The sequence below is a fragment of the Stenotrophomonas sp. YJH_SMC_81 genome (genome assembly GCF_059370875.1).
This window is the reverse complement of the sequence record NZ_JCAFUB010000001.1, coordinates 278,868-300,446: the sequence shown is the minus strand read 5'-3', so window position 1 is coordinate 300,446 and position 21,579 is coordinate 278,868. Positions and strand designations below refer to the sequence as shown.

The window sequence follows — 21,579 nt, the reverse complement described above, 5'->3', positions numbered from 1 at the left end:
TCCTCCTATTCCCCGCACCTGTCGGTGCGCCCTCCTTAACAAAGGGGGGCTTTTCTCCAGATGGATTCCGGTGGTTCTCATCCACGCGTGGCGTGGATCTACGGCAGTTCGCGGGGAACTGTCAGAGGCGGGGCGGTGTGGGGTGGCAGGACCGTTGGCGCCATGGATGGCGCCATCGAGCCCCCATGGATGGGTTTACGGCGTGTCCTGCCAGGCCACACCGCCCCGCCATCCACCGGGATGCAGCTGTTGCTGTTGCGGTTGCCGGCCAGCGGCCGGCACTACCGCGGGTGCCGGGCGGCAGCCCGGCTCAGACGCCGAATCGCTCGTCGTCCATCGCCATCAGCGGGGCGGCGCCGGACTGGATCGCGGCGGCGTGGCTGAGGGTGCGCGGCAGCACGCGGGCGAAGTAGAACCGCGCGGTCTCGCGCTTGCCTTGGGCGAAGGCGGCGCCGTGCGCGCTGGCATCGGCGGCGGCCACGCTGCGGGCCCACCAGTAGGCCAGCACCACGTAACCCGAATAGAACAGGTAGTCGTAGCTGGCCGCGCCCAGTTCGTCCGGATTGCCGGCCGCGCGCTGGAGCACATCCATCGTCAGCTTGCCCCATTCGGCGGCCTTGGCGCGCAGCGGGCCAATGAACTCGGCCAGCGCTTCGTTGCCCTCGTGTTCCTTGGCGAAGGCTTCGATCTCGGCCAGCATCAGCTTCAGGCCGGCGCCCTGGCTGGACGCGGTCTTGCGGCCGATCAGGTCCAGCGCCTGGATGCCGGTGGTGCCTTCATACAGCGTGGTGATTCGGGCATCGCGGGCCAGCTGTTCCATGCCGTGTTCGCGGATGTAGCCGTGGCCGCCGAAGCACTGCAGGGCGTTGTAGGTGTTCTCGATGCCCCATTCGGTCTGGCAGGCCTTGGAGATCGGGGTCAGGAAGCTCACCAGGGTGTCGGCGCGCTCGCGCTCGGCCGCATCTTCGGCATGGTGGGCGACGTCGATCAGGGTTGCGGCGTGCAGCGCCAGCAGGCGGCTGCCTTCGACCAGCGACTTCACCGTCAGCAGCATGCGACGCACATCCGGGTGGACCAGGATCGGGTCGGCCGGCTTGTCAGGGAACCTTGCACCACTCAGGGCGCGCGACTGCAGGCGCTCACGGCTGTACTTCAGCGCGTTCTGGTAGGCGCGCTCGGACAGGCCGATGCCCTGCAGGCCGACCCCCAGGCGCGCGGTGTTCATCATGGTGAACATCGCCTGCAGGCCCTTGTGCGGCTGGCCGACCAGGTAGCCCTGCGCGCCATCGAAGTTCATCACGCAGGTGACCGACCCCTTGATGCCCATCTTGTGCTCGATCGAGCCGCAGCGCAGTGCGTTGCGCTCGCCGACGTTGCCGTCGCGGTCGACCTTGAACTTCGGGGTGACGAACAGCGAGATGCCCTTGGCACCCGGGGGAGCGTCGGGCAGCTTGGCCAGCACCAGGTGCACGATGTTCCCGGTCAGGTCATGCTCGCCGGCGGTGATGAAGATCTTGGTGCCGGTGATCGAATAGCTCCCATCGGCGTTCGGCTCGGCCTTGGTCTTGAGCAGGCCGAGGTCGGTACCGCAGTGCGGTTCGGTCAGGCACATCGTGCCGGTCCAGCGGCCCTCGATCAGCGGCTTGAGGAAAGCCTCGTGCTGCCAGGCCTCGCCGTGCTGCTTCAATGCTTCGATCGCGCCGTGCGAGAGCAGCGGAAAGTTGCCCCACGCCAGGTTGGCGGCGTTGATCATTTCGTTCAGCGGCACGCCCAGGGTGTGCGGCAGGCCCTGGCCGCCCAGCTCCGGCGAGGCGGTCAGGCCGGTCCAGCCGCCATCGACGAACTGGTCGTAGGCCTGCTTGAAGCCGGGCGGGGTGGTCACTTCACCGGTGGCCTGGTCGAGCACGCAGCCGATCTCGTCGCCGACGCTGTTGAGCGGGGCCAGCACGGTGGCGCTGAAGCGGCCGGCTTCCTCCAGCACGGCATCGACCACGTCGGCGGTGGCGTCGGTGAAGCCCAGGCGGGCGAACAGGGGTTCGACCTTGAGCACGTCGTGCAGGGCGAAACGGAGGTCGGAAAGCGGGGCGGTGTAGCTGCTCATCGGTACGTCTCGATTTGATCAGGGCAGGGGAGAGCGGCGCCGGGCGCCGCCACGAAAGGCGGGTTCAGCGCAGCACGCCGGGCAGGCCGGGGGCCTGGTTGAGGGTGCTGCGGCTGCTGATGTCGAAGCTGCGCTGCTTCTTCTCCTGCGGCGTGGCCGCCACCGTTCCCTTCAGGCCATAGGCCAGGGTGCGGTTGCTGGCCAGCGCATCGGCCACCACCAGGCGCGCGGCCGAGCTGGGCACGAGGTCGACATTGATGACGTCGGCGGAGGTGCCGCCGATGGAGATTCCGGGCTTGGCCTGCAGGGTGCCGGCTTCGTTGTCGCCGACGGTCAGCGCCAGCGAGACGTCATCGAAGGTCATCGGCATCGAGCTGAAGTTCTGCAGGCGCAGGGCCACGGTCCAGTTGCCGTCGGCACGCACGGTCAGCTGCTGCAGGCTGGCCGCCGGTTCCGAAACACGCTTGACGATGCCGTTGTTGCAGGCAACAAGGGCGAGGGTGCACAGGACAATCAAGGCGATACGGAAACGGTGGAGCATGGGCGCAAGTCCTCTGGAGGGGTGCGTTTGAATAAGCATACTACGGCGTATGGTCGTTTGGATCGCCTGTGGCGACCCGTCGCAGAGGGTAGCGCGTGAAGATGGTGGCCGGGCGTGCGCGGCGCCGCGGTTGCGACGCGGTTCAATCGGCGGGCGTATCGCGAAGCGGGGCCATCAGGCGCAGCGGGCGCAGGTCGTAGCCCATGGCCTCGGCTTTTTCTTTCAGCGCTTCGAAGCGTGCGCGATCCATTTCCGGCAGGCGCGAGAGGATCCACAGGTACTTCCGGTCCGGTTCACCGACCAGCGCCCACTGATAGTCCGGATCCAGCGCCAGCACCCAGTAGTCGGCCCAGACCAGCGGGACCCAGCTCAGCCAGTCCGGCGCGAAGCGCACCTGCAACTGGCCGGGATGGCCGGCCACCGCGCGAGCCACGCCTTCGGCGACCACGCGCTCACCGTCGCCGTTGCGGCAGGCGTTGGTGACACTGATGCGGCCATCGCTGCGCAGTCCGTAGTTGGCGGTGATCTCGCCCACGCACTGCTTCTGGAACGAGACCGGAAGATGCGCAATCTCGTGCCACTGGCCGGCGTAGCGATCGATGTCCAAGCGCTCGACCGCGCGCACAGGTTCAGTGGCGATCACCGGGAAAGCGGCCAGCAGCAGGCAGGCGAACAGGGCGGGGCGCAGAGGCATCGTCAGGCTCCAGGCAGGAGTCTGGAGCGTAGGTGCCGCCGCGCATGCCGGTGTAAATGTTTCGTCAACCGGGCGTGTGCGCAGGCGCCGCATCCGCCACTCGTGCAGTGCGCGAAGCACGGACAAAAAAAGACCTGCATCTCTGCAGGTCTCGAAAGATGGTGGCCGAAGACGGAATCGAACCGCCGACACGGGGATTTTCAATCCCCTGCTCTACCAACTGAGCTACTCGGCCAAACTGTGTGGCAATCACGATCAACTGCGATTCCCGAAAAAAAGACCTGCATTTCTGCAGGCTGTCGAACGTGGTGGCCGAGGACGGAATCGAACCGCCGACACGGGGATTTTCAATCCCCTGCTCTACCAACTGAGCTACTCGGCCACGTAGTTCATTGCAGCGAGGTCGCTGCCAAGGACGCGCATATTACGGAGGTCAGCCGCCTACGGCAAGCATTTTGGCAAAAAACCTTCACATTGCCGTCTGCGCAGGCGCAAGTACTTGATCCGCCGTCGCCGAGAGGGGGCGCGCTGGATGCCGATTCAACCGGGCGCGGCGGCGCGGTGATCATCGCGTGCGGCGGAATTCAGCGGGCCACGGTGATCGACAAACGCGGCGTGGCGCGGCCTGCGCGTGGACGGCACCGATACCGGACATGGAACGCTGTTTTCGTGACCGCCATGGGGGAACGCTGCGGCGTAGTGTCGGCGTTCCTTTCCTGATGCTGGCAACAGCAGAGACCGTCGTCATGTCCGACTCATCGACCACCACCCGCATCGTGCTGGCGTCGCGTCCGCAGGGGGCGCCCGCCGCAGCCAATTTCCGCCTGGAGCAGGCCGCGCTGCCGCCCTTGGGCGACGGCGAGGTGCTGCTGCGCAATCGCTATCTCTCACTGGACCCGTACATGCGTGGACGCATGGATGAGGGACCGTCGTATGCCGCGCCGGTGGCAGTGGGGGCTGTGATGGAAGGCCAGACCGTGGCCGAGGTGGTGCAATCCAGGGCTGAGGGGGTCGCAGTGGGCGAACGGGTGCTGGCGCCGGGCGGGTGGCAGACCCACGCCGTGCTGCCGGCCAAGGCGCTGGGCCGCCGCCTGGACCTGGCCGGGCTGCCGTTGAGTACGGCGCTGGGGGTGTATGGCATGCCGGGCTTCACCGCCTATTCCAGCCTTCATGAAATCGCCCGCCTGCAGCCGGGAGAGACGCTGGTGGTGGCCGCCGCAACGGGGCCGGTCGGCGCGACCGTGGCGCAGTTGGCCAAGCTGCAGGGCGCGCGCGTAGTGGCCATCGCCGGTGGCGAGGCCAAGCGTGCCTATCTGCGAACGCTGGGCGTGGATGTGGCGCTGGATCATCGCGCGGCTGATTTTGCCGAGCAGCTGCGCGCGGCGGTACCTGCGGGTATCGACGTGTACTTCGAGAACGTCGGGGGCCATGTACTGGACGCGGTGCTGCCGTTGCTCAACGACTTCGCCCGCATTCCGGTGTGCGGCACCATCGCCACCTACAACAATCGTGGTGTCGCGCAGCCTGGCCCGGACCGCCTGCCGGCGCTGTTCAGCCAGATCCTGCGCCAGCGCCTGACCGTGCGCGGTTTCATCGTGCACGACTTCAAGCACCTGTGGCCGGACTTCGAGCGCGAGATGGCGCAGTGGCTGCGTGAGGGCCGCATCCAGTACCGCGAGGATGTAGTGGAAGGGCTGGAAAATGCACCGGAGGCGTTCTTCGGGCTGCTGCTGGGGCACAACTTCGGCAAGCTGGTGGTGAAGCTGGACTGAGGGCTTGGCCGGTGCCGGACAAGGTCGGCGGCTTGCGGGTCGCGTCAGCCGTTGGCGACCTTTTCCCGGCGCAGCAGTTCGCGCTTGCGTGCCACGCCCCAGGCATAGCCGGACAGGTCGCCGTCGCGGCGCACCACCCGGTGGCAGGGCACCGCCACAGCCAGCGGATTGCTTGCGCAGGCGCGTGCCACCGCGCGGCTCGATCGCGGCGCGCCGATACGCGCGGCGATCTCCGCATATGAGGCCGTCTGTCCACGCGGAATCTGCTGCAGCGCCTGCCATACACGTTGCTGGAACGCCGTGCCGCGGATGTCCAGCGGCAGCGTGGCGCCTCGCGAGGGATCCTCGACCAGGCCCACCACCTGTGCCACCAGTTGCTCATAGCCGCTGTCGGCCCCGACCAGTTCGGCCTGGCGGAAGCGCTGCTGCAGTGACTGCAGCAGCGCTTCCGGATCGTCGCCGAGCAGGATCGCGACGACGCCGGTGGCACTGCTGGCCACCAGCACGCTGCCCAACGAACTTTCGGCAAGCGCGAAGTGGATGACTTCGCCGCGACCACCGGCACGCCATTGCTTCGGCGTCATGCCCAGCAGCTTCGGCGCGTTCTCGTAGAAGCGTCCGCTGGAGCCGAAGCCGGCATCGTGGAAGGCGTCGGTGATGCGTTCCTTCTGCTGAAGTCCGCTGCGCAGGCGATCGGCGCGCAGCGCTGCAGCGTACTGCTTCGGGGTCAACCCGGTGGCCTGCTTGAACAGGCGATGCAGCCGGGTCGGGCTGCAGCCAGCGATGGCGGCCAACGCCTGCAGCGAGGGCTCGTCGAGGCTGGCCTGCAGATGGCGGCAGACCCGTTCGACACGGGCATCGGGAGCGGTGGTGGCGGCGCTTTCCATGGATGGATTCTGGCACGTGCCGGTTCTACGGAAACTCCGTTTCCTGCACCGGGTCGGGAGGCCCGGAAACGGAGTGTCGGCAGGCGAGAGGCGCGGCATCGTGGTGGCCACTCCACAACCGGTACCACCCTCATGCGCCTGAACAACAAGATCGCCCTCATCACCGGTGCCAGTGCTGGCATCGGCCGCGCCAGCGCGCTGCGCTTTGCTGCCGAAGGGGCAAAGCTGGTGCTCAATGCACGACGCCCACAGCCGCTGCTGGTGCTGGCCGAGCAGATCCGCGCCGCCGGTGGCGAGGTGGTGGTGCATGCCGCGGACGTGGCTGATCCGGCCACGGCACCGGCGCTGGTGGAACTGGCCCAGCAGTCATTCGGTGGGTTGGACATCGCGCTCAACAATGCCGGCATGCTCGGCCCCGGTGCACCGGCAGCAGAGTTCCCGGTGGATGCGTGGCGCGAGGTGATGGCCACCAATCTCGATGCCGCCTTCCACGCCGCACGCGCCCAGTTGCCGGCGTTGCTGGCACGCGGCGGTGGCTCGCTGGTGTTTGTCGGCACCTTCGTCGGCCACACCGTCGGCTTCCCGGGCATGGCGGCCTATGCGTCGAGCAAGGCCGGCTTGATAGGCCTGAGCCAGGTGATTGCCGCCGAATACGGCGCGCGCGGCGTGCGCAGCAACGTGCTGTTGCCCGGTGGCACCGATACCGAAATGGGCCGGCAGGCCGCACCGACCGGCGATGCCCGCGACTTCGTGCGCTCGCTGCATGCACTCAAGCGCATGGCCGAGCCGGAAGAGATCGCCAATGCGGCGTTGTTCCTGGCCAGCGATGAAAGCAGCTTCGTTACCGGTACCGCAATGCGCGTTGAAGGCGGCGTGTCGATCACCCGAACCTGAGCGCCGTCACGCGCGAGGCGAGTAGCGGATGCCGCTGCTGGCCATGAATCCCTTCGGGTCGAACCGGGCCCAGGCCTCGCCCCAGCTGAAGCGGGCGTGGCCGCCTGCCAGTTTGCGCCCCAGTGCCGTGGCCAAGGTGCGCCGCATGAAAGCGACTTCGGCATCGATCGCGGCCTGGGTCGGCCAGCCGTCTTCCAGTGTTGCACCGAGCAGATCGACGCTCATTGTCACCATGTCGAGCCGTTGCCCGTGGAAGCCCAGGCTGATGCCAGCGGGCGCACCGCCCAGGCTGAGCCGGTGCAGGCTGAGCCAGTGATAGCCGGTGCCGACATCGCGCTCCCCTCGCACCAGAGGGGCAAAGGCGACGCGCGCTTCGTCCAGTGACAGGGTGGGGCCGATCAATGCGGGCAGGTTGCCGAGCTGGATCCTGCCGTCGGTCGCATTGAGGAGCATCGGCAACGCGTGAGCTGCGTGCTGGGCAGGGGAGGGCATGGAACACAGGTGAGCGTGGTGCCCCGGATTCTGGCCGCGTGGGGCGCTGGCGGCAAGCCGCTTCCTGCACACGATGTTGGCATGGGACTGACCCGCGGCTCACCCGGCAACCTCTAGCGTGGTGGCAACGTTGGCCTGCTGCCGGCGAGGGAGTTTTCGATGAACGAGCAAAGCAGGGATCAGGACCCGAAGCAGGGTATCCAGGAAAGCCGCCAGGACAGGAAGCAGGACGATGTGGCCAAGCAGCGGCCGGGGCAGCGCGATCAACAGGTGCGCGATGCGCACTCGCGCGGCCCGCAACGCAAGGATGGTGACCAGGAGCCGGCCTGAGCCGGAGGCGCTGAAAAGAAAAAACCCGCAGATCATGGCGATCTGCGGGTCCTTCTGAAGAGTGGTGGAGCCAAGGAGGATCGAACTCCTGACCTCGTCATTGCGAACGACGCGCTCTCCCAGCTGAGCTATGGCCCCACGGCAGGCTTTCAGTGTAGCGCCGCCCGCCGCGCTTGCCAAGCGCCCGGCCGGGACGGGGCGGGGACGGGATCCACCGCCGTCCCGGACCGTTTCAGGCCAGGGCCTGCTGCAGCAGGGCGAATTCGACAGAGACCAGGCGTTGCGCAAGGCAATGCCGGGGGCGGCAGCAATGAGCAGTCGTTCCGCGAAGCCGCGACGCCGTAGCTCGAAGCCGCGGCGCCGTAGAAGTAAAGGCGAGAGTTGGTTTCGCAGCGCGCACGCGGGCGACTTGCGAGGGTCGATGTCGCGCTGACCCGGCTGCCAGGAGCTTCGGGATCAGATCCGTTTTCCTTGGGAGAACGGAGCTGACCCCAAGGTGGTGCCGGCGGACTGTGCCGAAACCGCTTGTTTCGCCGGGTTCGGGTGCCGCGCAACGAAATCGTAACAATTTGGGGGATAATGGCCGCTTGCGCAGTTTCCCCCCTTTTTGCCGCCCGGCTCGCGCAGGCCGCACGGACGCCTCCTCAGAGCATTCCATGCCCTCCCATTCCGATTCCCGCCGCCTGTCGGGTCTGTCGTCTTCCTTCGTTTCCTTCCGCCGCCATCCGCTGGCCCTGGCCTGTGCCGGCCTGGCCCTGGTCGGCAGCTTCGGTGCCGCCGCGCAGGACAGCGCGCCGACCCCGACCGGCCTGGACACGATCACCGTGACCGCCGAACACCGTGAGCAGAACCTGCAGGAAGTGCCGGTTTCGGTGGGGGTGGTGCAGGGCGAGCGCATGCGCGACTTCACCGCCGGCGGCGACGACACCCTGCTGGCACTGTCCGGCCGCGTGCCGAGCCTGTATGCGGAAACCACCACCGGCCGCATCTTCCCGCGCTTCTATATCCGTGGCCTGGGCAATATCGACTTCTATCTGGGTGCCTCGCAGCCGGTGTCGATCATCCAGGACGATGTGGTGCTGGAGCACGTGGTGCTGAAGTCCAACCCGGTCTATGACGTGGACCAGGTGGAAGTGCTGCGCGGCCCGCAGGGCTCGCTGTTCGGCCGCAACACCACCGCCGGCATCGTCAAGTTCGACACCCTGAAGCCGACCCAGGACTACACCGGTCGGGTCAACGCCAGCTACGCGACCTACAACAGCGTGTCGATCGACGGCGGCTTCGGCGGCCCGATCAACGACATCGCTTCGTTCCGCGTGTCGGCGCTGTACCAGCACCGCGATGACTACGTCGACAACACCTACAAGGGCCCGAGTGCCGACGGCACGGTCAGCCCGAAGAAGAACGCGATGGGCGGCTTCGATGACCGCAACGTACGCGCGCAGCTGCTGCTGACCCCGAGCGACCAGTTCTCGATCCTGGCCTCGGCCCACGCCCGTGACTACGAAGGCACCTCGACCCTGTTCCTGCGCGGTGCGCTGACCAAGGGCTCGAACAAGACCGACGTGCCGCGCGACCAGGTCGCCTACGACGAAGCCGACAACAACCCGCAGGCCTACAAGACCTACGGCGGCTCGGTGAAGGCGCGCTACGACTTCGGCGCGATCGACTTCACCTCGATCACCGCCTACGAGACCACCTCCGGTTACAGCCGGGGCGACACCGACGGCGGCGCTGCGGTGAACTTCCCGGTGAACGGCGTACCGAACGGCTACGGCCAGTCGATGGGCCGCATCCGTGACCTGGACCAGTGGACCCAGGAATTCCGCCTGGCCAGCCATGACGACAGCGCGCTGCAGTGGCAGGCCGGTGCCTTCTACTTCAACGGCAGCGACACCACCGACTTCTACCAGCGCGCCTGGTTCCTGCAGGGCGCGGCCCGCAACCCGAACAACTGGGTGCGCCTGCGCAACAAGAACACCTCGTGGGCCGGTTTCGGCCAGCTGAGCTATGCCTTCACCGACAAGTTCACCGTCACGGCCGGCCTGCGCCAGACCCGGGACGAGAAGCACACCCGCCTGCTGAAGACGGCTGACACTGCCGCTGGCGTGGTCACCTACAAGGGCCGCACCGACGTCAAGATGTCCGACACCACTCCGAGCTGGGATCTGAGCGCGATGTATCAGATCACGCCGGACGTGAGCGTCTATGCCAAGGTCGCCCGCGGCTTCCGCGGCCCGACCATCCAGGGCCGCTCGGCCGTGTTCAATGCCGACTTCACCACCGCCGATTCCGAGACCATCCTGTCCTGGGAAGCGGGCGTGAAGAGCAGCCTGTGGGACAACCGCCTGCGCTTGAACGCCACCGCGTTCACCTACACCGTCAACGACATCCAGCTCAACGGCAACGATTCGGACGGCAACGGCGTGCTGTTCAACGCCGACAAGGCCAAGGCCTATGGTTTCGAAGCGGACATGGAGCTGCGCCCGATCCCGAACCTGACCCTGAGCGCCGGCCTGAGCCTGCTGCACAGCGAGATCAGGGACAAGCGCGTCTACGCGCAGGTCTGCGGCCTCAACGGCCAGGTGGTGTGCACGGTGAATGACCCGACCATCAAGGTCGGTGCCAACACCTTCGCGCAGATCGACGGCAACCCGCTGCCGAACGCGCCGAAGTACAACGTCAACCTGGCCGCCCGTTACGACTTCCCGGTCAGCGACGCCGGCACCATGTTCGTGTCCACCGACTGGAACAAGCAGGGCTACACCAGCTTCGTGCTGTACGACAGCAAGGAGTTCAACTCCAAGGGTGATTTCGAAGGCGGCCTGAAGATCGGCTACTCGGGCAACTACGGTGCCTACGAAGTGGCGCTGTTCGCGCGCAACATCACCAACGAGAAGAACCTCAAGGGTGTGATCGAGAACTACATGGCTGCGGTCTACAACGAACCGCGCACCGTCGGTGTCTCGCTGAACATGAACTGGTAAGGCGTTGCCACGGTGGCTGGACTTCCCGCCATCGCACTGCTGGAATGCAAAGGGCGGCCCGGTGATCCGGGTCGCCCTTTTTCATGGCCTTCCACGGTAGCCGGACCGCAATCCGGCGCCGTGCTCGGCGCTTCAACGTGCCGGCAGCAGCGCCTGCAGCCGCGACTCCAGCTCCTGCTGGCGCCAGCCGGCCAGTGCGGCCGGCCATTGGCGGCGCTCCAGGTAGCTTTCCAGATGCTTGCGCGAGGCCAGCACGCCATCCGGCAGGCCCAGCTCGCGGCTGCGCTCGGCAACGGCGTCCTGCAGCCTCTTCAGTGCCTGCTTGTTGGTGTCGTTGGCGGGCAATGCCAGCGGTGCCTCGGCCTCATCGGCCAGCGGCGTGTCCAGCGCCTGCCACACCGCGCCGGCGAGCTTGCGCGGTGCCTTCGGGAACTGTTCAAACAGCGTGGCCAGCGCGGCGGCATCGGCCGGTGGCGTGCGTGCCAGCGTGGCGGCCAGTTCGTTGTCCAGGATCCAGCTGCGCGGGCGGTCGCTGCTGCGTGCCTGCACATCACGCCAGCGCAGCAGGCGCAGCAGGCGGCGCTGCGCGGGAGCATCGAGAAACTGCGCTGAGCGCATCGCCAGATGCGGCCAGCGGTCCTCGTCATTGGCGACGCTGGCCAGCAGGCGCTCGCCGTCGTCGTGCAGCCACTGCTGGCGGCCCAGCGCCTGCAACTTGGCATCAATGGCGTCATGCAGCGCGAACAGGTGCTCGACGTCGTCGGCGGCGTATTGCAGTTGCGACTCCGAGAGCGGACGGCGCATCCAGTCCGAGCGGGTTTCGCCCTTGGCCAGCGCCACGCCGGTGATTTCCGCGACCAGCTTCTGGTAGCCCATGCCGCCACCAATGCCGGCCAGCGAGGCGCCGATCTGTGTGTCGAACAGCGGTCGCGGCAACACGCCGCAGGTCCACTTGAAGGCAACCAGGTCTTCGCTGGCGCTGTGCATCACCTTGGTGATCGACTCATCGGCCAGCCACGGCGCCAGTGCCTCGGCCATGCCGGGAATCAGCGGATCGATCAGCAGGATGTCCTGCCCGACCGCCATCTGCACCAGAGCCAACTGCGGCCAGAACGTGCGTTCACGGATGAATTCGGTGTCCAGGCCGATGCGGGCCGGACGCTGCTGGAAGTACGCATCCAGCTCGGCGGGGGTGGTGATCCAGGTTGCCACGGGTCAGGGCCTACTACTCGGGTTTGCTCAGGCAGGGGAGAATAGCCTAACGTCGGTCCGCGTCCGTGCCGAAGGAGATCCTGCTTGCGTTTTCCGCTGTCGTCCGTGCTGTGCACCGCTCTGGCCGTGGCCTTGGCCGGTTGCACGCCGTCGCCCTCGGCAACACCGGAGCCGGGACCGGCTGCTGGCGAAGACGCGCGGCCGCAGGAAGGTTCACTGGCGGAGCCGACACCGGGGGCAGGGCAGGGTAGCGTCACCATTGCCGGTGAGGATGCCACCGAGGACGTGCAGCGGTGGACACCGCCACGGGTCGACCGGCAGGGCCGCAGCGTCGCCCAGCTGCGCCGCGCAGCCGAAAAGGCGTTCAGCGAAGGGCACCTGTACGAGGACGCCGACGCGGCGGTTCCGCTGTGGCTGGCGGTGCAGGAGGAAGATCCGGATGATCGCCTGGCCCGCAGCGGCCTGCAGCGTGCTCGCCAGCGCCTGCAGCAGCAGGCCGATGCTCTGCTGGTTCGGCCACTACGGCAGCGCGAGGCGCTGGCCGAGGCGAGTCGCCAGGCACTGGTGCTGCTGACCCTGGCGCCGAAGGATGAGAAGGTGCGCGCGCTGCAGGGCCGGGTGGAGCTCGCCCAGCGCGTGGTGGCCTATAACCGTGCCGGCGAGGAAGACCTGCGATCGGGGCGGATCGGCGAGGACGGTGACGGTGCGATTGGCAACTTCCGTGAAGCGCTGGCTCTGGACGAACACAACAGCCGGGCGCGGCAGGGCCTGGCGGCGGCCGAAAGTGGCCTGATCCGCCGGGCCGAGGACGCCGCGCGCGTACGCGACTTTGCCAGTGCGGGCACCTGGCTGGCCGAAGCCAGCAAGGTCCGTGACTCGTCACCGACCATTGCCGATGCCTTCGAGCGCATCGAGCAGATCCGCGCCGCCGCGCTGCTGCAGCTGCGTGATGAGGGCCTGCGCGAGCTGGCCACGCCGCAGGGGCTGAAGCCGGCGCGCGAAAAGCTGGCCGAGGCCCTGCGCATCGCCTTGCCGGGGGATGCGGTGGTGGCCCAGCTGCGCGAACGCATCGATCTGGCCACCCACTACGGCAGCTTCCGTCCGGGCCAGGTGTTCAGCGACGCGATGCGTGATGGTGGGCGCGGTCCGCAGATGGTGGTGGTGCCGCATGGCGGCTTCCAGATGGGCGCGGGTGATGCCGAGCCCGGCTCCACCGACGCCGAGCGCCCCTCCCACTACGTGCGCTTTGACCGCGGCTTCGCGATGGCGATCACCGAGGTTACCGTCGGCGATTTCGAGCGCTATGTGAAGTCGACCAATGCACGACCACGTGCGACCCGGCGCGGCCACTCGGTGGTCTATGACGAGCGCAGCGGCAATTTCATCCGCCGCAGCGGCGTCGACTGGCGTTCGGATTACGATGGCGCGCGTGCACTGGGTAACTCGCCGGTGATGCATGTCAGCGTGCGGGATGCCGAGAACTACGCGGCATGGCTGTCCGAGCAGACAGGACGCAGCTACCGGCTGCCGAGCGAGGCCGAATTCGAATATGCGCTGCGCGCCGGGAGCAGTGGCCGCTACCCCTGGGGAGACGCTGGTACGCCGCCGCCGGGCAGCGGCAATTTCACCGGCAGCAAGGACGTCTCGCCTTCGGGTCGGCACTGGCACAACGCATTCATCGGCTATGGCGATGGCTGGTGGGGACCGGCGCCGGTGGCCAGTTTCCAGGCCAATGCTTTCGGCCTGCACGACATGGCCGGGAATCTGAGCGAATGGGTGGCCGACTGCTGGCACGCCAGCTACCGGCGTGCGCCGTCCGATGGTGTCGCCTGGTTCAACCCGGGCTGCCGGTCGCGGGTGATCCGGGGCGGCAACTGGGCCAATGCGCCCGAGCAGACCCGTGCGGCCTGGCGTCAATCGCAGGATTCGGACACCACCAATGCGCGCATCGGCTTCCGCCTGGTGCGCGGCATCTGAGCGGCATCGGGCTTCACCCGCTGCTGGCGTCCGCGCACTAAGATTGCGCCGTGCCCGCCAGCCGGCGGGGTCTGCTGGAAGACCACCGATGCGCAACGATCCCTTTTCCCGCTCGCCCCAAGGTCCGCAGCGACGCGGCCTGTTCGGCAACATCCGCTGGTGGGTGCTGCTGCTGGCGGCGGGCTATGCGGTGTTCTACTGGTTCTCCAATCGCACCGTCGATCCCTACACTGGCGAGAAGGTGATGATCGACAGCAGCCTGGATGCGCGCCAGGAGACCGCGCTTGGTCTGCAGGCTTACCAGCAGATCCTCTCGCAGGAACGGCCGATGGATCCGAATGCGCCGATCGCGCGCGATGTGCGCGACATCGCGCAGCGCCTGATCGCCAAGGTGGACGTGGTGGAGACCGCGCTGGCACAGGAGCACGGCGTGCAGCCGGCGCATTTCGCGCGGGATTTCCAGTGGGAAGTGAATGTGATCCCGTCCGAGCAGGCCAATGCGTTCTGCCTGCCGGGCGGCAAGATGGCGGTCTACACCGGCCTGGTGCCGGTGGCGCGTACGCGTGATGCGATGGCGGTGGTGATGGGCCATGAGATCGCCCACGCGCTGCTGCGCCATGGTGCGCAGCGGATGGCGCAGCAGAAGCTGACCCAGATCGGGCAGATGGCCGGTGCCGCCAGCGGCATGGATGCGCAGCAGCAACAGATGATGATGTCGGCGATGGGCTACGGCTATCTGCTGCCCTATGCGCGCAGCCACGAGACGCAGGCCGATGAAGTGGGGCTGATGCTGGCCGCGGCGGCGTGCTTCGATCCCCGCGAGGCGGTGCCGCTGTGGCAGCGCATGGGCCAGGCCAGTGGCGGCCAGGCGCCGCCGGAGTTCGCTTCCACCCACCCGAATCCGGGCACCCGCATCCAGAACCTGCAGGCACTGATGCCGAAGGCGCTCGAGTACCGGCAGAAGTTCTGCGAGCAGGCAAAGTAGGGGGTTGTTCGTCAGGGCTGCGCCCTGCACCTGCGGTAGTGCCGGCCGCTGGCCGGCAACCTCAACGGCAACAGCAACAGCGTGCATTCCGTGGGATGGCGGGGTGGGTCCGGTTGCGGGGGCCGCTGCAAGTACGTCCATGTAAGCTCGGTCGCCGCATCCATGCGGCTCACGCCCCCGCAACCGGACCCACCCCGCCTTCGACAGATTTCTGCTGCTGTTGGTAGGTGTCGACCTTGGTCGACACGGTAGATCCACGCCATGCGTGGATGCTTGTCGATCTCGATTCGATGTATTCGATTTCGATGGAGATTCATCCACGCATGGCGTGGATCTACCCCATCGCGGAAAACTGTCAGAGGTGGGGCGGTGTCGGAGTGCGGGGTGTCAGCCGCATGGATGCGGCTGCCAAGCCCCCATGGGCGGTTTTACGGCGTCCCCGCACTCTGGCACCGCCCCGCCAACCCGCGGAATGCCAGCTTTTGCTGTTGCTGTTGAGGCTGCCGGCCAGCGGCCGGCACTACCGCGGGTGCAGGGCGCAGCCCTGCCGAACCCCCCTCTACTTGACCTGTACGTCGATCACGCCGTCACCAACGCGGGCCTGCAGCGCGTCACCGGGCTGTACCTGATCAACCTTCCGCACCAGCGTACCGTCATCGCTGCGGGTCAGGATGCTGTAGCCACGCGCCACGGTCGCCAGCGGGCTGACTGCTTCAAGTGAACGCGCCAGTCCGCGCAGTCGCAGTGCATCGCGCTCCAGCAGACGCTGCATCGCTGCCTGCGGCCGCCCACGCAGGGCGGTCAGGCGACGCTGCATCGCGTCCAGCTGGCGCTGCGGATGATGCCCACGCAGTACCGCAGACGCGTGACGCAGGCGCGCGGCACGGCGCTCCTGCTGCTGGTTGAACGCGGCATGCAGGCGCCGGCCCAGATCGAGCTGGCGTCGACGCAGCAGATCCAGTCGTGCCTGCGGGCTCTGGGCGTTCAGGCGCAACAGGGCGCGGTCGGCGCGCTGCATCGCCTGCTGCATCGCATGCCGTTGCAGCTGCACCATGCGGGCGGCCGTGCGGCGCAGGCGCAGGGCCAGTTCGCGCTGGTCGGGTACCAGCAGCTCGGCCGCCACCGAGGGCGTTGGTGCACGCAGGTCGGCGGCGAAGTCGCTCAGGCTGAAGTCGGTTTCGTGGCCCACCGCCGAGACCACCGGCGTGCGGCTGGCGGCGATCGCACGGGCCAGTGTTTCATCGTTGAAGGCCCACAGGTCTTCCAGCGAACCACCACCGCGGGTCAGCAGGATCACGTCGTAGCGGCCACTGGCATCGGCGGCCTGCAGCAGCCGGGTGATCTGCGCGGCGGCACTGCTGCCCTGTACCAGGGTCGGCAGCAGGTCCACTTCCAGCAGCGGGAAGCGCCGGCCGAGCACGCTCAGCACGTCGCGCACGGCGGCGCCGGTGGGCGAGGTGATCACGGCCAGGCGCTGCACGTGCGCCGGCAGCGGCCGCTTGCGTGCCGGGTCGAACAGGCCCTCGGCCTCCAGCCGTGCCTTCAGCTCCTCGAAGGCGCGGCGCAGCGCGCCTTCGCCGGCTTCCTCCATGTGGTCCAGCACCATCTGGTACTCGCCACGGGCGTCGTACAGGGTCACCTTGCCGCGCACCAGCACGCGCATGCCTTCGCGCGGCACGAACTTCAGGTACTGCGCCTTCATCCGGAACATCGCCGCACGCAGCTGCGCGCGCGCGTCCTTCAGGTTGAAGTAGAGGTGTCCGGAGGCAGGACGCGCCACGCTGCCCAGTTCGGCCTCGACCCAGATCGCCGGGAAGCTGCCTTCCAGCAGGTCGCGGGCCAGGGTGTTGAGCTGGCTGGGGGTGAGGATGTCGTTGTTGCGTGGCTGCATGGAAACGGCGTGCTGCGGGCGGAACGGGGGCTCAGGATCGCACGTCAGCGCGCCGTGTGCTGGCCCAGTGCCCACTGCACGTGTTCACGCACCAGCGGCGAGGGATCGTCGATGCGGGTCTGCAGCGCAGCCAGCGCTTCGGCCGAGGACGGCGCATTGCCCAGCGCCACGGCGATGTTGCGTAGCCAGCGCTCATGGCCGCTGCGCCTGATCGGGCTGCCTTCGGTGCGGCGCAGAAACTCGGCTTCGTCCCAGGCGAACAGCTGGTCCAGGCGCGCGGTATCGAGGTTGTTGCGCGCACGGAAATCGGCTTCGTCGGTGCGCTTGGCGAACTTGTTCCAGGGGCAGACCAGCTGGCAGTCGTCGCAGCCATAGATGCGGTTGCCGATCAGCGGGCGCATCTGTTCGGGAATGGCGCCGTCGTGTTCGATGGTCAGGTAGGAAATGCAGCGCCGCGCGTCCAGCCGCTGCGGGCCGGTGATGGCCTGGGTCGGGCAGACATCGATGCAGCGCGTGCAGGTGCCGCAGTGCGCCGTGGCCGGCGTATCGATCGGCAGCGGGATGTCGATGTAGATCTCGCCGATGAAGAACCAGGAACCGCCATGGCGGTCGATCAGGCAGGTGTGCTTGCCGATCCAGCCGAGCCCGGCGTTGCGGGCCAGTGCGCGCTCCAGGACGGGGGCGGAATCGACGAACACGCGGTAGCCCAGTGGTGCGACTTCGTCGTTGATCTGCGTGGCCAGCTTCTGCAGGCGGTTGCGCATCAGCTTGTGGTAGTCGCGGCCCAGCGCATAGCGCGCCACGTAGGCGCGGCCCGGGTCGGCCAGCGTCGCCCACGCTTCGGTGTCATCCTTGTGGCTGTAGTCCATGCCCACCGAGATCACGCGCACAGTGCCGGGCAACAGCTCGGCCGGTCGTGCGCGCAGGGTGCCGTGGCGCGCCATCCAGTCCATCGTGCCGTACAGGCCCTGGCCCAGCCAGTCGGCCAGGTGCGCCTCGTCCTCGCCGAGCTCGATACCGGCGATGCCGCAGCGCTGGAAGCCATGCGCGCGGGCCAGTTCGCGGATGCGCTGCACGGCCTGGGCTGGATCGACGGGGGAGGGGGCGAGGGACATGCGCACCAGTATAAAATCCCTGCATGGCCAACCTCGCCGATCTGTTCGATTCCGCTGCCGCGCGTGCGCTGGATGCCCAGGCGTCCACCCTGGCGGGGGATGCTGGCTGGGGACTGATGGCGCAGGCCGGCCAGGCCGCCTGGCAGTGCCTGCTGCAGCATTGGCCGCAGGCGCAGCGCATCGGCGTGGTGGTCGGTGCGGGCAACAATGGCGGCGACGGCCTCGTGCTGGCTCGCCACGCGTTGCAGGCCGGACGCGAGGTGAGGGTGATCGCCCTGCCGGGCCGGGCGCCATCGACCGCGCTGGCGCAGCGTGCAACATCGGAGTTCAGGTCCGACGGCGGCGCCATCACCGAGTTCGACGGCGCGCTGCCCGAGGCCGACCTCTGGGTCGATGCCCTGTTCGGGCTGGGTTTCGATCGCGCGCCGGAGGGCGCGGCGCAGGCGCTGATCGTTGCGATCAATGCGCAGGCGGCACCTGTGCTGGCCCTGGATGTGCCCAGTGGCGTCGATGCCGACCGCGGTGCGGTACCCGGCGCGGCAGTACGCGCTGCGCTGACCCTGCAGTTCATCGTGGCCCATCGCGGGCTGTACACCGGCGACGCGCTGGATCATTGCGGGCACAAGGCCCTGGCACCCCTGCAGTTGCCCGCGGCCGCATGGCAAAGCGTGTCGCCTGCCGTGGAGTACTGGACGCAGGCACGGTTGCCGGCCCTGTTGCCGCCGCGCCGCGCAAATACCCACAAGGGTGAATCCGGCCACGTGCTGTGCGTCGGCGGCAACCACGGCAGCGGCGGAGCCATCGCCATGGCAGCCGAGGCCGCCTTGCGCGCAGGGGCGGGGCTGTTGAGCCTGGGCACCCGCCGCGACCACGTCAGTCCACTGCTGGCTCGGCTGCCCGAGGCGATGACCCACGCGTTGGAAGACGGCGAAGCGCTGCCGGCCTTGCTTGACAGGGCGGAGGTGGTGGCGATCGGGCCCGGTCTGGGCCAGGACGAATGGGCACGCGCGCTGTTTGCGCGGGTGCTGGCCAGCGCCAGACCACTGGTGGTCGATGCCGACGCGCTGAACCTGCTGGCGCAGGATCCGCGTGCCTTGCCCGGCGCCGTCCTCACACCGCACCCGGGCGAGGCCGCACGCCTGCTCGGCTGCAGCACCAGCGACATCCAGGCCGATCGCTACGCCTGTGCGCAGACGCTCGCCGAGCGTTTCCACGCGGTCGTGGTGTTGAAGGGCGCCGGCAGCATCGTGGCGGCGCCCGGGCAAACGCCCCGGTTGATCGCCGCCGGCAATCCCGGCATGGCCGTGGGGGGCATGGGCGACCTGCTCACCGGCATCATCGCCGGCCTGCGTGCGCAGGGCCTGGCCGCCTTCGATGCCGCCGCGGCGGGCGCGTTGCTGCATGCGCTGGCCGGCGACGCGGCTGCCGCTGACGGTGCACGCGGCCTGCTTCCTACTGATCTGCTGGCGCCGTTGCGGCGACTGGCCAACCCGGAATGCTTCCCATGACCGATTTCTTCCTTGCCGACAGCGACGCCACCGAACTGCTCGGGCAGTGGCTGGCGGCCACCCGGCCGCCGCAGGCGCTGATCGAACTGCGCGGCGACCTGGGCGCCGGCAAGTCCACTACGGCCCGCGCGCTGCTGCGCGCGCTGGGCGTGCAGGGCGCGATCCGCAGCCCCACCTACACCCTGGTCGAGCGCTATCCGCTGGCCAGTGGCGGTGAGGCGTGGCACCTGGACCTGTACCGCATCGGCCAGGCCGGTGAGCTGGATTTCCTAGGCCTGGACGAGGGCAGCGCGGTGCTGTGGCTGGTCGAATGGCCGGAACGGGGCGCCGGCGCGCTGCCGCCGACCGATCTGGTGGTAGCGCTGGAGATCGAAGGACAGGGGCGCCGTGTCCGTCTCACCGGAGCCAGCGACGTTGGACATGAATGGCTGAAACGGCTGCCCAAAGGGGGCGACTTGCAGGCCATTTCTGTCGGCTGACGAGAACAAAGATCGGCAGGTTACGGATTATTAAGGAAAAAGGTGTTGCATTCCGTTCAGCGCGGTGATTGAATCCTGAGCCATGCGCCCGGGGAACCGTCTCATCGCCATCTGTGCCGCCGTCGGACTGGGTCTGGCGAGCGTCAGTGCGTGGGCGGGTGAAGTCCGCCAGGTGCTGCTGAACACCGGCGCGACCGGCACCCGTGCCGAGATCTCACTGGTCGGCAGTGGCGGCTACAAGACCCTGTCGCTGGCCGGCCCGAACCGCCTGGTGGTCGATTTCCCCGACTCCAGCGCCGTACGCAACCTGAAGATGCCGGCCGCGCAGGGCGTGGTCACGGCGGTGCGTACCGGACAGCCGGTCCCGGGCACTTTCCGTGTCGTGTTCGACCTTGCCGAATCGGTGGCGCCGTTCCGCCCGCAGATGCAGCGCGAGGGCAATGAATCCAAGCTGGTGATCGAATGGCCGGGTGATGGCCCTGCCGTGGCCACAACCAGCCGCCCGGCGACGCCACCGGCGGTGCAGCCGCAGGCGGCCGCTGCGGGGGGCTCAGTCGCGCCCACGCCGGCCGAGAACGCGCAGTCACGCACCGATGCTGCGCGGGCCACCGCCCTGCTGACCGCACAGGTGCAGCAGCAGGCCAGCGCCAGCGCCGCCGCACCCGCCACGCCGACCCCCGCACCGACCAGCGCGCCGGCCCAGGTTGCTGCGGCAGGTGTCGCGGCCAGCAGCACGCCTTCATCCTCGCCGGCTGCAATCCTCGCCGGCCAGCGCACTGCTGCGGTGGTGACCACGCCGCCGGCAACGGCCCCTACACCGGCACCGACGCCGGCCGAGCCGCCGCGTCCGGCCATGCCCAGCGATGCATCGCGCATCCGCATGCAGCCCGGCATGCGCCACCTTGTGGTGGCGATCGATCCCGGTCATGGTGGTCAGGACCCGGGTGCGATCGGCCCGACCGGCAAGCGCGAGAAGGATGTCACCCTGGCCGTGGCGCGTGAGCTGGCCCGCCAGGTCAACGCCACGCCGGGCCTGAAGGCCTACCTGACGCGCGACAGCGACGTGTTCATCCCGCTGCCGATGCGTGCGCAGAAGGCGCGTGCGAACAAGGCGGACATCTTCATTTCGATCCATGCCGACGCGGCCGAGAACCGTTCGGCCACGGGTTCGTCGGTGTACGTGCTGTCGACCAAGGGTGCCTCTTCGCAGCGCGCCCGCTGGCTGGCAGACAAGGAAAACGCGGCCGATCTGGTCGGTGGCGTTCGCCTGCAGCAGACCGAGGGCACGCTTGCCAATGTGCTGTTGGACCTGGCGCAGAGCGGCTACATGAAGGCGTCCGAAGACGCCGCCGGCCACGTGCTGGGCGGCCTGAAGCGGATCGGCAACAACCACAAGCCGAACATCGAGCGCGCCAACTTCGCGGTGCTGCGCACGTCGGACATGCCAGCGATGCTGGTGGAAACGGCGTTCATTTCCAATCCGGATGAAGAGCGCCGCCTGACGGACCCGGCTTACCAGCGCAAGGTCGCTGGCGCTGTGCTGGATGGTGTGCACACCTTCTTCAGCCGCCAACCGCCGCCGGGCACGTTGTATGCCGCCCGCGCGCAGGCCGAGATCGACGCCGCAGCCACCATGGCCGGCGGCAGCAAATAACCCGCCGAAGGCGGGTTTCTGCTTTCTGCAGAGTCGAGCCGCGCTCGACTGGGCCTTGCG

Annotated in this window: 17 protein-coding genes and 3 tRNA genes; 9 read left to right on the top strand and 11 right to left on the bottom strand. The window is 68.1% G+C overall.

Translation table 11 applies throughout. From position 1 onward, the window contains the following. Window positions 1-310: 310 nt before the first annotated feature. The 5 genes from AC5P8U_RS01395 to AC5P8U_RS01375 all read right to left on the bottom strand — a co-directional run bounded on the left by AC5P8U_RS01395 (window position 311) and on the right by AC5P8U_RS01375 (window position 3,718). Window positions 311-2,101 carry an acyl-CoA dehydrogenase C-terminal domain-containing protein gene (locus AC5P8U_RS01395; protein ID WP_061478075.1) on the bottom strand — a complete coding sequence of 597 codons (1,791 nt, stop codon included), beginning with the start codon at window positions 2,099-2,101 and terminating at the stop codon, window positions 311-313. Between the two features lie 64 nt (window positions 2,102-2,165). Beyond that, a complete protein-coding gene (locus AC5P8U_RS01390; RefSeq protein ID WP_072169136.1) occupies window positions 2,166-2,642 on the bottom strand; it encodes an LEA/WHy family protein in 477 nt (158 codons plus the stop codon). 142 nt (window positions 2,643-2,784) lie between these two features. Then, on the bottom strand, window positions 2,785-3,336 hold the full coding sequence (locus tag AC5P8U_RS01385) for a lipocalin family protein (protein WP_005417806.1): 552 nt from the start codon (window positions 3,334-3,336) through the stop codon (window positions 2,785-2,787). A gap of 159 nt (window positions 3,337-3,495) precedes the next feature. Beyond that, a tRNA-Phe gene (locus AC5P8U_RS01380) sits at window positions 3,496-3,571 on the bottom strand. 71 nt (window positions 3,572-3,642) lie between these two features. Then, a tRNA-Phe gene (locus tag AC5P8U_RS01375) sits at window positions 3,643-3,718 on the bottom strand. Between the two features lie 364 nt (window positions 3,719-4,082). Between AC5P8U_RS01375 and curA the strand changes: the two genes are divergently transcribed. Continuing rightward, window positions 4,083-5,108 carry an NADPH-dependent curcumin/dihydrocurcumin reductase gene (gene curA, locus AC5P8U_RS01370; protein ID WP_088496594.1) on the top strand — a complete coding sequence of 342 codons (1,026 nt, stop codon included), beginning with the start codon at window positions 4,083-4,085 and terminating at the stop codon, window positions 5,106-5,108. A gap of 44 nt (window positions 5,109-5,152) precedes the next feature. Here curA and AC5P8U_RS01365 read toward each other — a convergent pair whose 3' ends face one another. After that, a complete protein-coding gene (locus AC5P8U_RS01365) occupies window positions 5,153-5,995 on the bottom strand; it encodes a bifunctional transcriptional activator/DNA repair enzyme AdaA (RefSeq protein ID WP_072169138.1) in 843 nt (280 codons plus the stop codon). A gap of 132 nt (window positions 5,996-6,127) precedes the next feature. Between AC5P8U_RS01365 and AC5P8U_RS01360 the strand changes: the two genes are divergently transcribed. Continuing rightward, entirely contained in the window at window positions 6,128-6,889 is a 762-nt protein-coding gene (locus tag AC5P8U_RS01360) for an SDR family oxidoreductase (protein ID WP_072169139.1), read from the top strand. Window positions 6,890-6,895: 6 nt separating this feature from the next. Here AC5P8U_RS01360 and AC5P8U_RS01355 read toward each other — a convergent pair whose 3' ends face one another. Continuing rightward, window positions 6,896-7,381 carry a hypothetical protein gene (locus AC5P8U_RS01355; RefSeq protein ID WP_447897554.1) on the bottom strand — a complete coding sequence of 162 codons (486 nt, stop codon included), beginning with the start codon at window positions 7,379-7,381 and terminating at the stop codon, window positions 6,896-6,898. 159 nt (window positions 7,382-7,540) lie between these two features. Here AC5P8U_RS01355 and AC5P8U_RS01350 point away from each other — a divergent pair, with 159 nt between their 5' ends. Continuing rightward, window positions 7,541-7,711 (top strand): hypothetical protein, encoded by a 171-nt coding sequence (locus tag AC5P8U_RS01350; protein ID WP_162838143.1) that lies wholly within the window; start codon window positions 7,541-7,543, stop codon window positions 7,709-7,711. A 62-nt stretch (window positions 7,712-7,773) separates the two neighbouring features. Here AC5P8U_RS01350 and AC5P8U_RS01345 read toward each other — a convergent pair. Next, a tRNA-Ala gene (locus AC5P8U_RS01345) sits at window positions 7,774-7,849 on the bottom strand. A gap of 518 nt (window positions 7,850-8,367) precedes the next feature. On the opposite strand from AC5P8U_RS01345, the gene AC5P8U_RS01340 reads away from it, so the two are divergent. Next, on the top strand, window positions 8,368-10,698 hold the full coding sequence (locus tag AC5P8U_RS01340) for a TonB-dependent receptor (protein ID WP_088496275.1): 2,331 nt from the start codon (window positions 8,368-8,370) through the stop codon (window positions 10,696-10,698). A gap of 132 nt (window positions 10,699-10,830) precedes the next feature. Here AC5P8U_RS01340 and rnd read toward each other — a convergent pair whose 3' ends face one another. Continuing rightward, complete coding sequence (gene rnd, locus AC5P8U_RS01335) at window positions 10,831-11,910, bottom strand: ribonuclease D (RefSeq protein ID WP_005417789.1); 1,080 nt, start codon at window positions 11,908-11,910, stop codon at window positions 10,831-10,833. An 84-nt stretch (window positions 11,911-11,994) separates the two neighbouring features. On the opposite strand from rnd, the gene AC5P8U_RS01330 reads away from it, so the two are divergent. After that, window positions 11,995-13,887, top strand: a complete 1,893-nt coding sequence (locus AC5P8U_RS01330) for a formylglycine-generating enzyme family protein (protein ID WP_005417788.1) — start codon at window positions 11,995-11,997, stop codon at window positions 13,885-13,887. A gap of 88 nt (window positions 13,888-13,975) precedes the next feature. Next, complete coding sequence (locus tag AC5P8U_RS01325) at window positions 13,976-14,872, top strand: M48 family metallopeptidase (protein ID WP_005417787.1); 897 nt, start codon at window positions 13,976-13,978, stop codon at window positions 14,870-14,872. A 559-nt stretch (window positions 14,873-15,431) separates the two neighbouring features. Here the strand turns inward: AC5P8U_RS01325 and xseA are convergent. Continuing rightward, entirely contained in the window at window positions 15,432-16,763 is a 1,332-nt protein-coding gene (xseA, locus tag AC5P8U_RS01320; protein ID WP_072168413.1) for an exodeoxyribonuclease VII large subunit, read from the bottom strand. 44 nt (window positions 16,764-16,807) lie between these two features. Further along, window positions 16,808-17,878, bottom strand: a complete 1,071-nt coding sequence (gene queG / locus AC5P8U_RS01315) for a tRNA epoxyqueuosine(34) reductase QueG (protein WP_061478065.1) — start codon at window positions 17,876-17,878, stop codon at window positions 16,808-16,810. A 23-nt stretch (window positions 17,879-17,901) separates the two neighbouring features. Here queG and AC5P8U_RS01310 point away from each other — a divergent pair, with 23 nt between their 5' ends. From AC5P8U_RS01310 to AC5P8U_RS01300, 3 genes are all read left to right on the top strand, one after another. Then, on the top strand, window positions 17,902-19,386 hold the full coding sequence (locus tag AC5P8U_RS01310; protein WP_088497640.1) for an NAD(P)H-hydrate dehydratase: 1,485 nt from the start codon (window positions 17,902-17,904) through the stop codon (window positions 19,384-19,386). Next, window positions 19,383-19,865 carry a tRNA (adenosine(37)-N6)-threonylcarbamoyltransferase complex ATPase subunit type 1 TsaE gene (tsaE, locus tag AC5P8U_RS01305; RefSeq protein WP_447897594.1) on the top strand — a complete coding sequence of 161 codons (483 nt, stop codon included), beginning with the start codon at window positions 19,383-19,385 and terminating at the stop codon, window positions 19,863-19,865. Before AC5P8U_RS01310 ends, tsaE begins: the two co-directional genes overlap by 4 nt. 82 nt (window positions 19,866-19,947) lie before the next feature. Next, the gene (locus AC5P8U_RS01300; protein ID WP_061478062.1) at window positions 19,948-21,519 is read left to right on the top strand and encodes an N-acetylmuramoyl-L-alanine amidase; all 1,572 of its coding nucleotides are present in this window, start codon (window positions 19,948-19,950) and stop codon (window positions 21,517-21,519) included. Window positions 21,520-21,579: the final 60 nt, after the last annotated feature.

Excerpts from the sequence above, each read along its gene's own strand:
- tsaE (WP_447897594.1), top strand. The coding sequence starts at position 19,383 with ATGACCGATTTCTTCCTTGCCGACAGCGACGCCACCGAACTGCTCGGG.
- xseA (WP_072168413.1), bottom strand. The coding sequence starts at position 16,763 with ATGCAGCCACGCAACAACGACATCCTCACCCCCAGCCAGCTCAACACC.
- AC5P8U_RS01340 (WP_088496275.1), top strand. The coding sequence starts at position 8,368 with ATGCCCTCCCATTCCGATTCCCGCCGCCTGTCGGGTCTGTCGTCTTCC.
- AC5P8U_RS01350 (WP_162838143.1), top strand. The coding sequence starts at position 7,541 with ATGAACGAGCAAAGCAGGGATCAGGACCCGAAGCAGGGTATCCAGGAA.
- AC5P8U_RS01395 (WP_061478075.1), bottom strand. The coding sequence starts at position 2,101 with ATGAGCAGCTACACCGCCCCGCTTTCCGACCTCCGTTTCGCCCTGCAC.
- AC5P8U_RS01365 (WP_072169138.1), bottom strand. The coding sequence starts at position 5,995 with ATGGAAAGCGCCGCCACCACCGCTCCCGATGCCCGTGTCGAACGGGTC.
- AC5P8U_RS01385 (WP_005417806.1), bottom strand. The coding sequence starts at position 3,336 with ATGCCTCTGCGCCCCGCCCTGTTCGCCTGCCTGCTGCTGGCCGCTTTC.
- AC5P8U_RS01390 (WP_072169136.1), bottom strand. The coding sequence starts at position 2,642 with ATGCTCCACCGTTTCCGTATCGCCTTGATTGTCCTGTGCACCCTCGCC.
- curA (WP_088496594.1), top strand. The coding sequence starts at position 4,083 with ATGTCCGACTCATCGACCACCACCCGCATCGTGCTGGCGTCGCGTCCG.
- AC5P8U_RS01310 (WP_088497640.1), top strand. The coding sequence starts at position 17,902 with ATGGCCAACCTCGCCGATCTGTTCGATTCCGCTGCCGCGCGTGCGCTG.
- AC5P8U_RS01325 (WP_005417787.1), top strand. The coding sequence starts at position 13,976 with ATGCGCAACGATCCCTTTTCCCGCTCGCCCCAAGGTCCGCAGCGACGC.
- AC5P8U_RS01355 (WP_447897554.1), bottom strand. The coding sequence starts at position 7,381 with ATGCCCTCCCCTGCCCAGCACGCAGCTCACGCGTTGCCGATGCTCCTC.
- AC5P8U_RS01360 (WP_072169139.1), top strand. The coding sequence starts at position 6,128 with ATGCGCCTGAACAACAAGATCGCCCTCATCACCGGTGCCAGTGCTGGC.
- AC5P8U_RS01300 (WP_061478062.1), top strand. The coding sequence starts at position 19,948 with ATGCGCCCGGGGAACCGTCTCATCGCCATCTGTGCCGCCGTCGGACTG.
- queG (WP_061478065.1), bottom strand. The coding sequence starts at position 17,878 with ATGTCCCTCGCCCCCTCCCCCGTCGATCCAGCCCAGGCCGTGCAGCGC.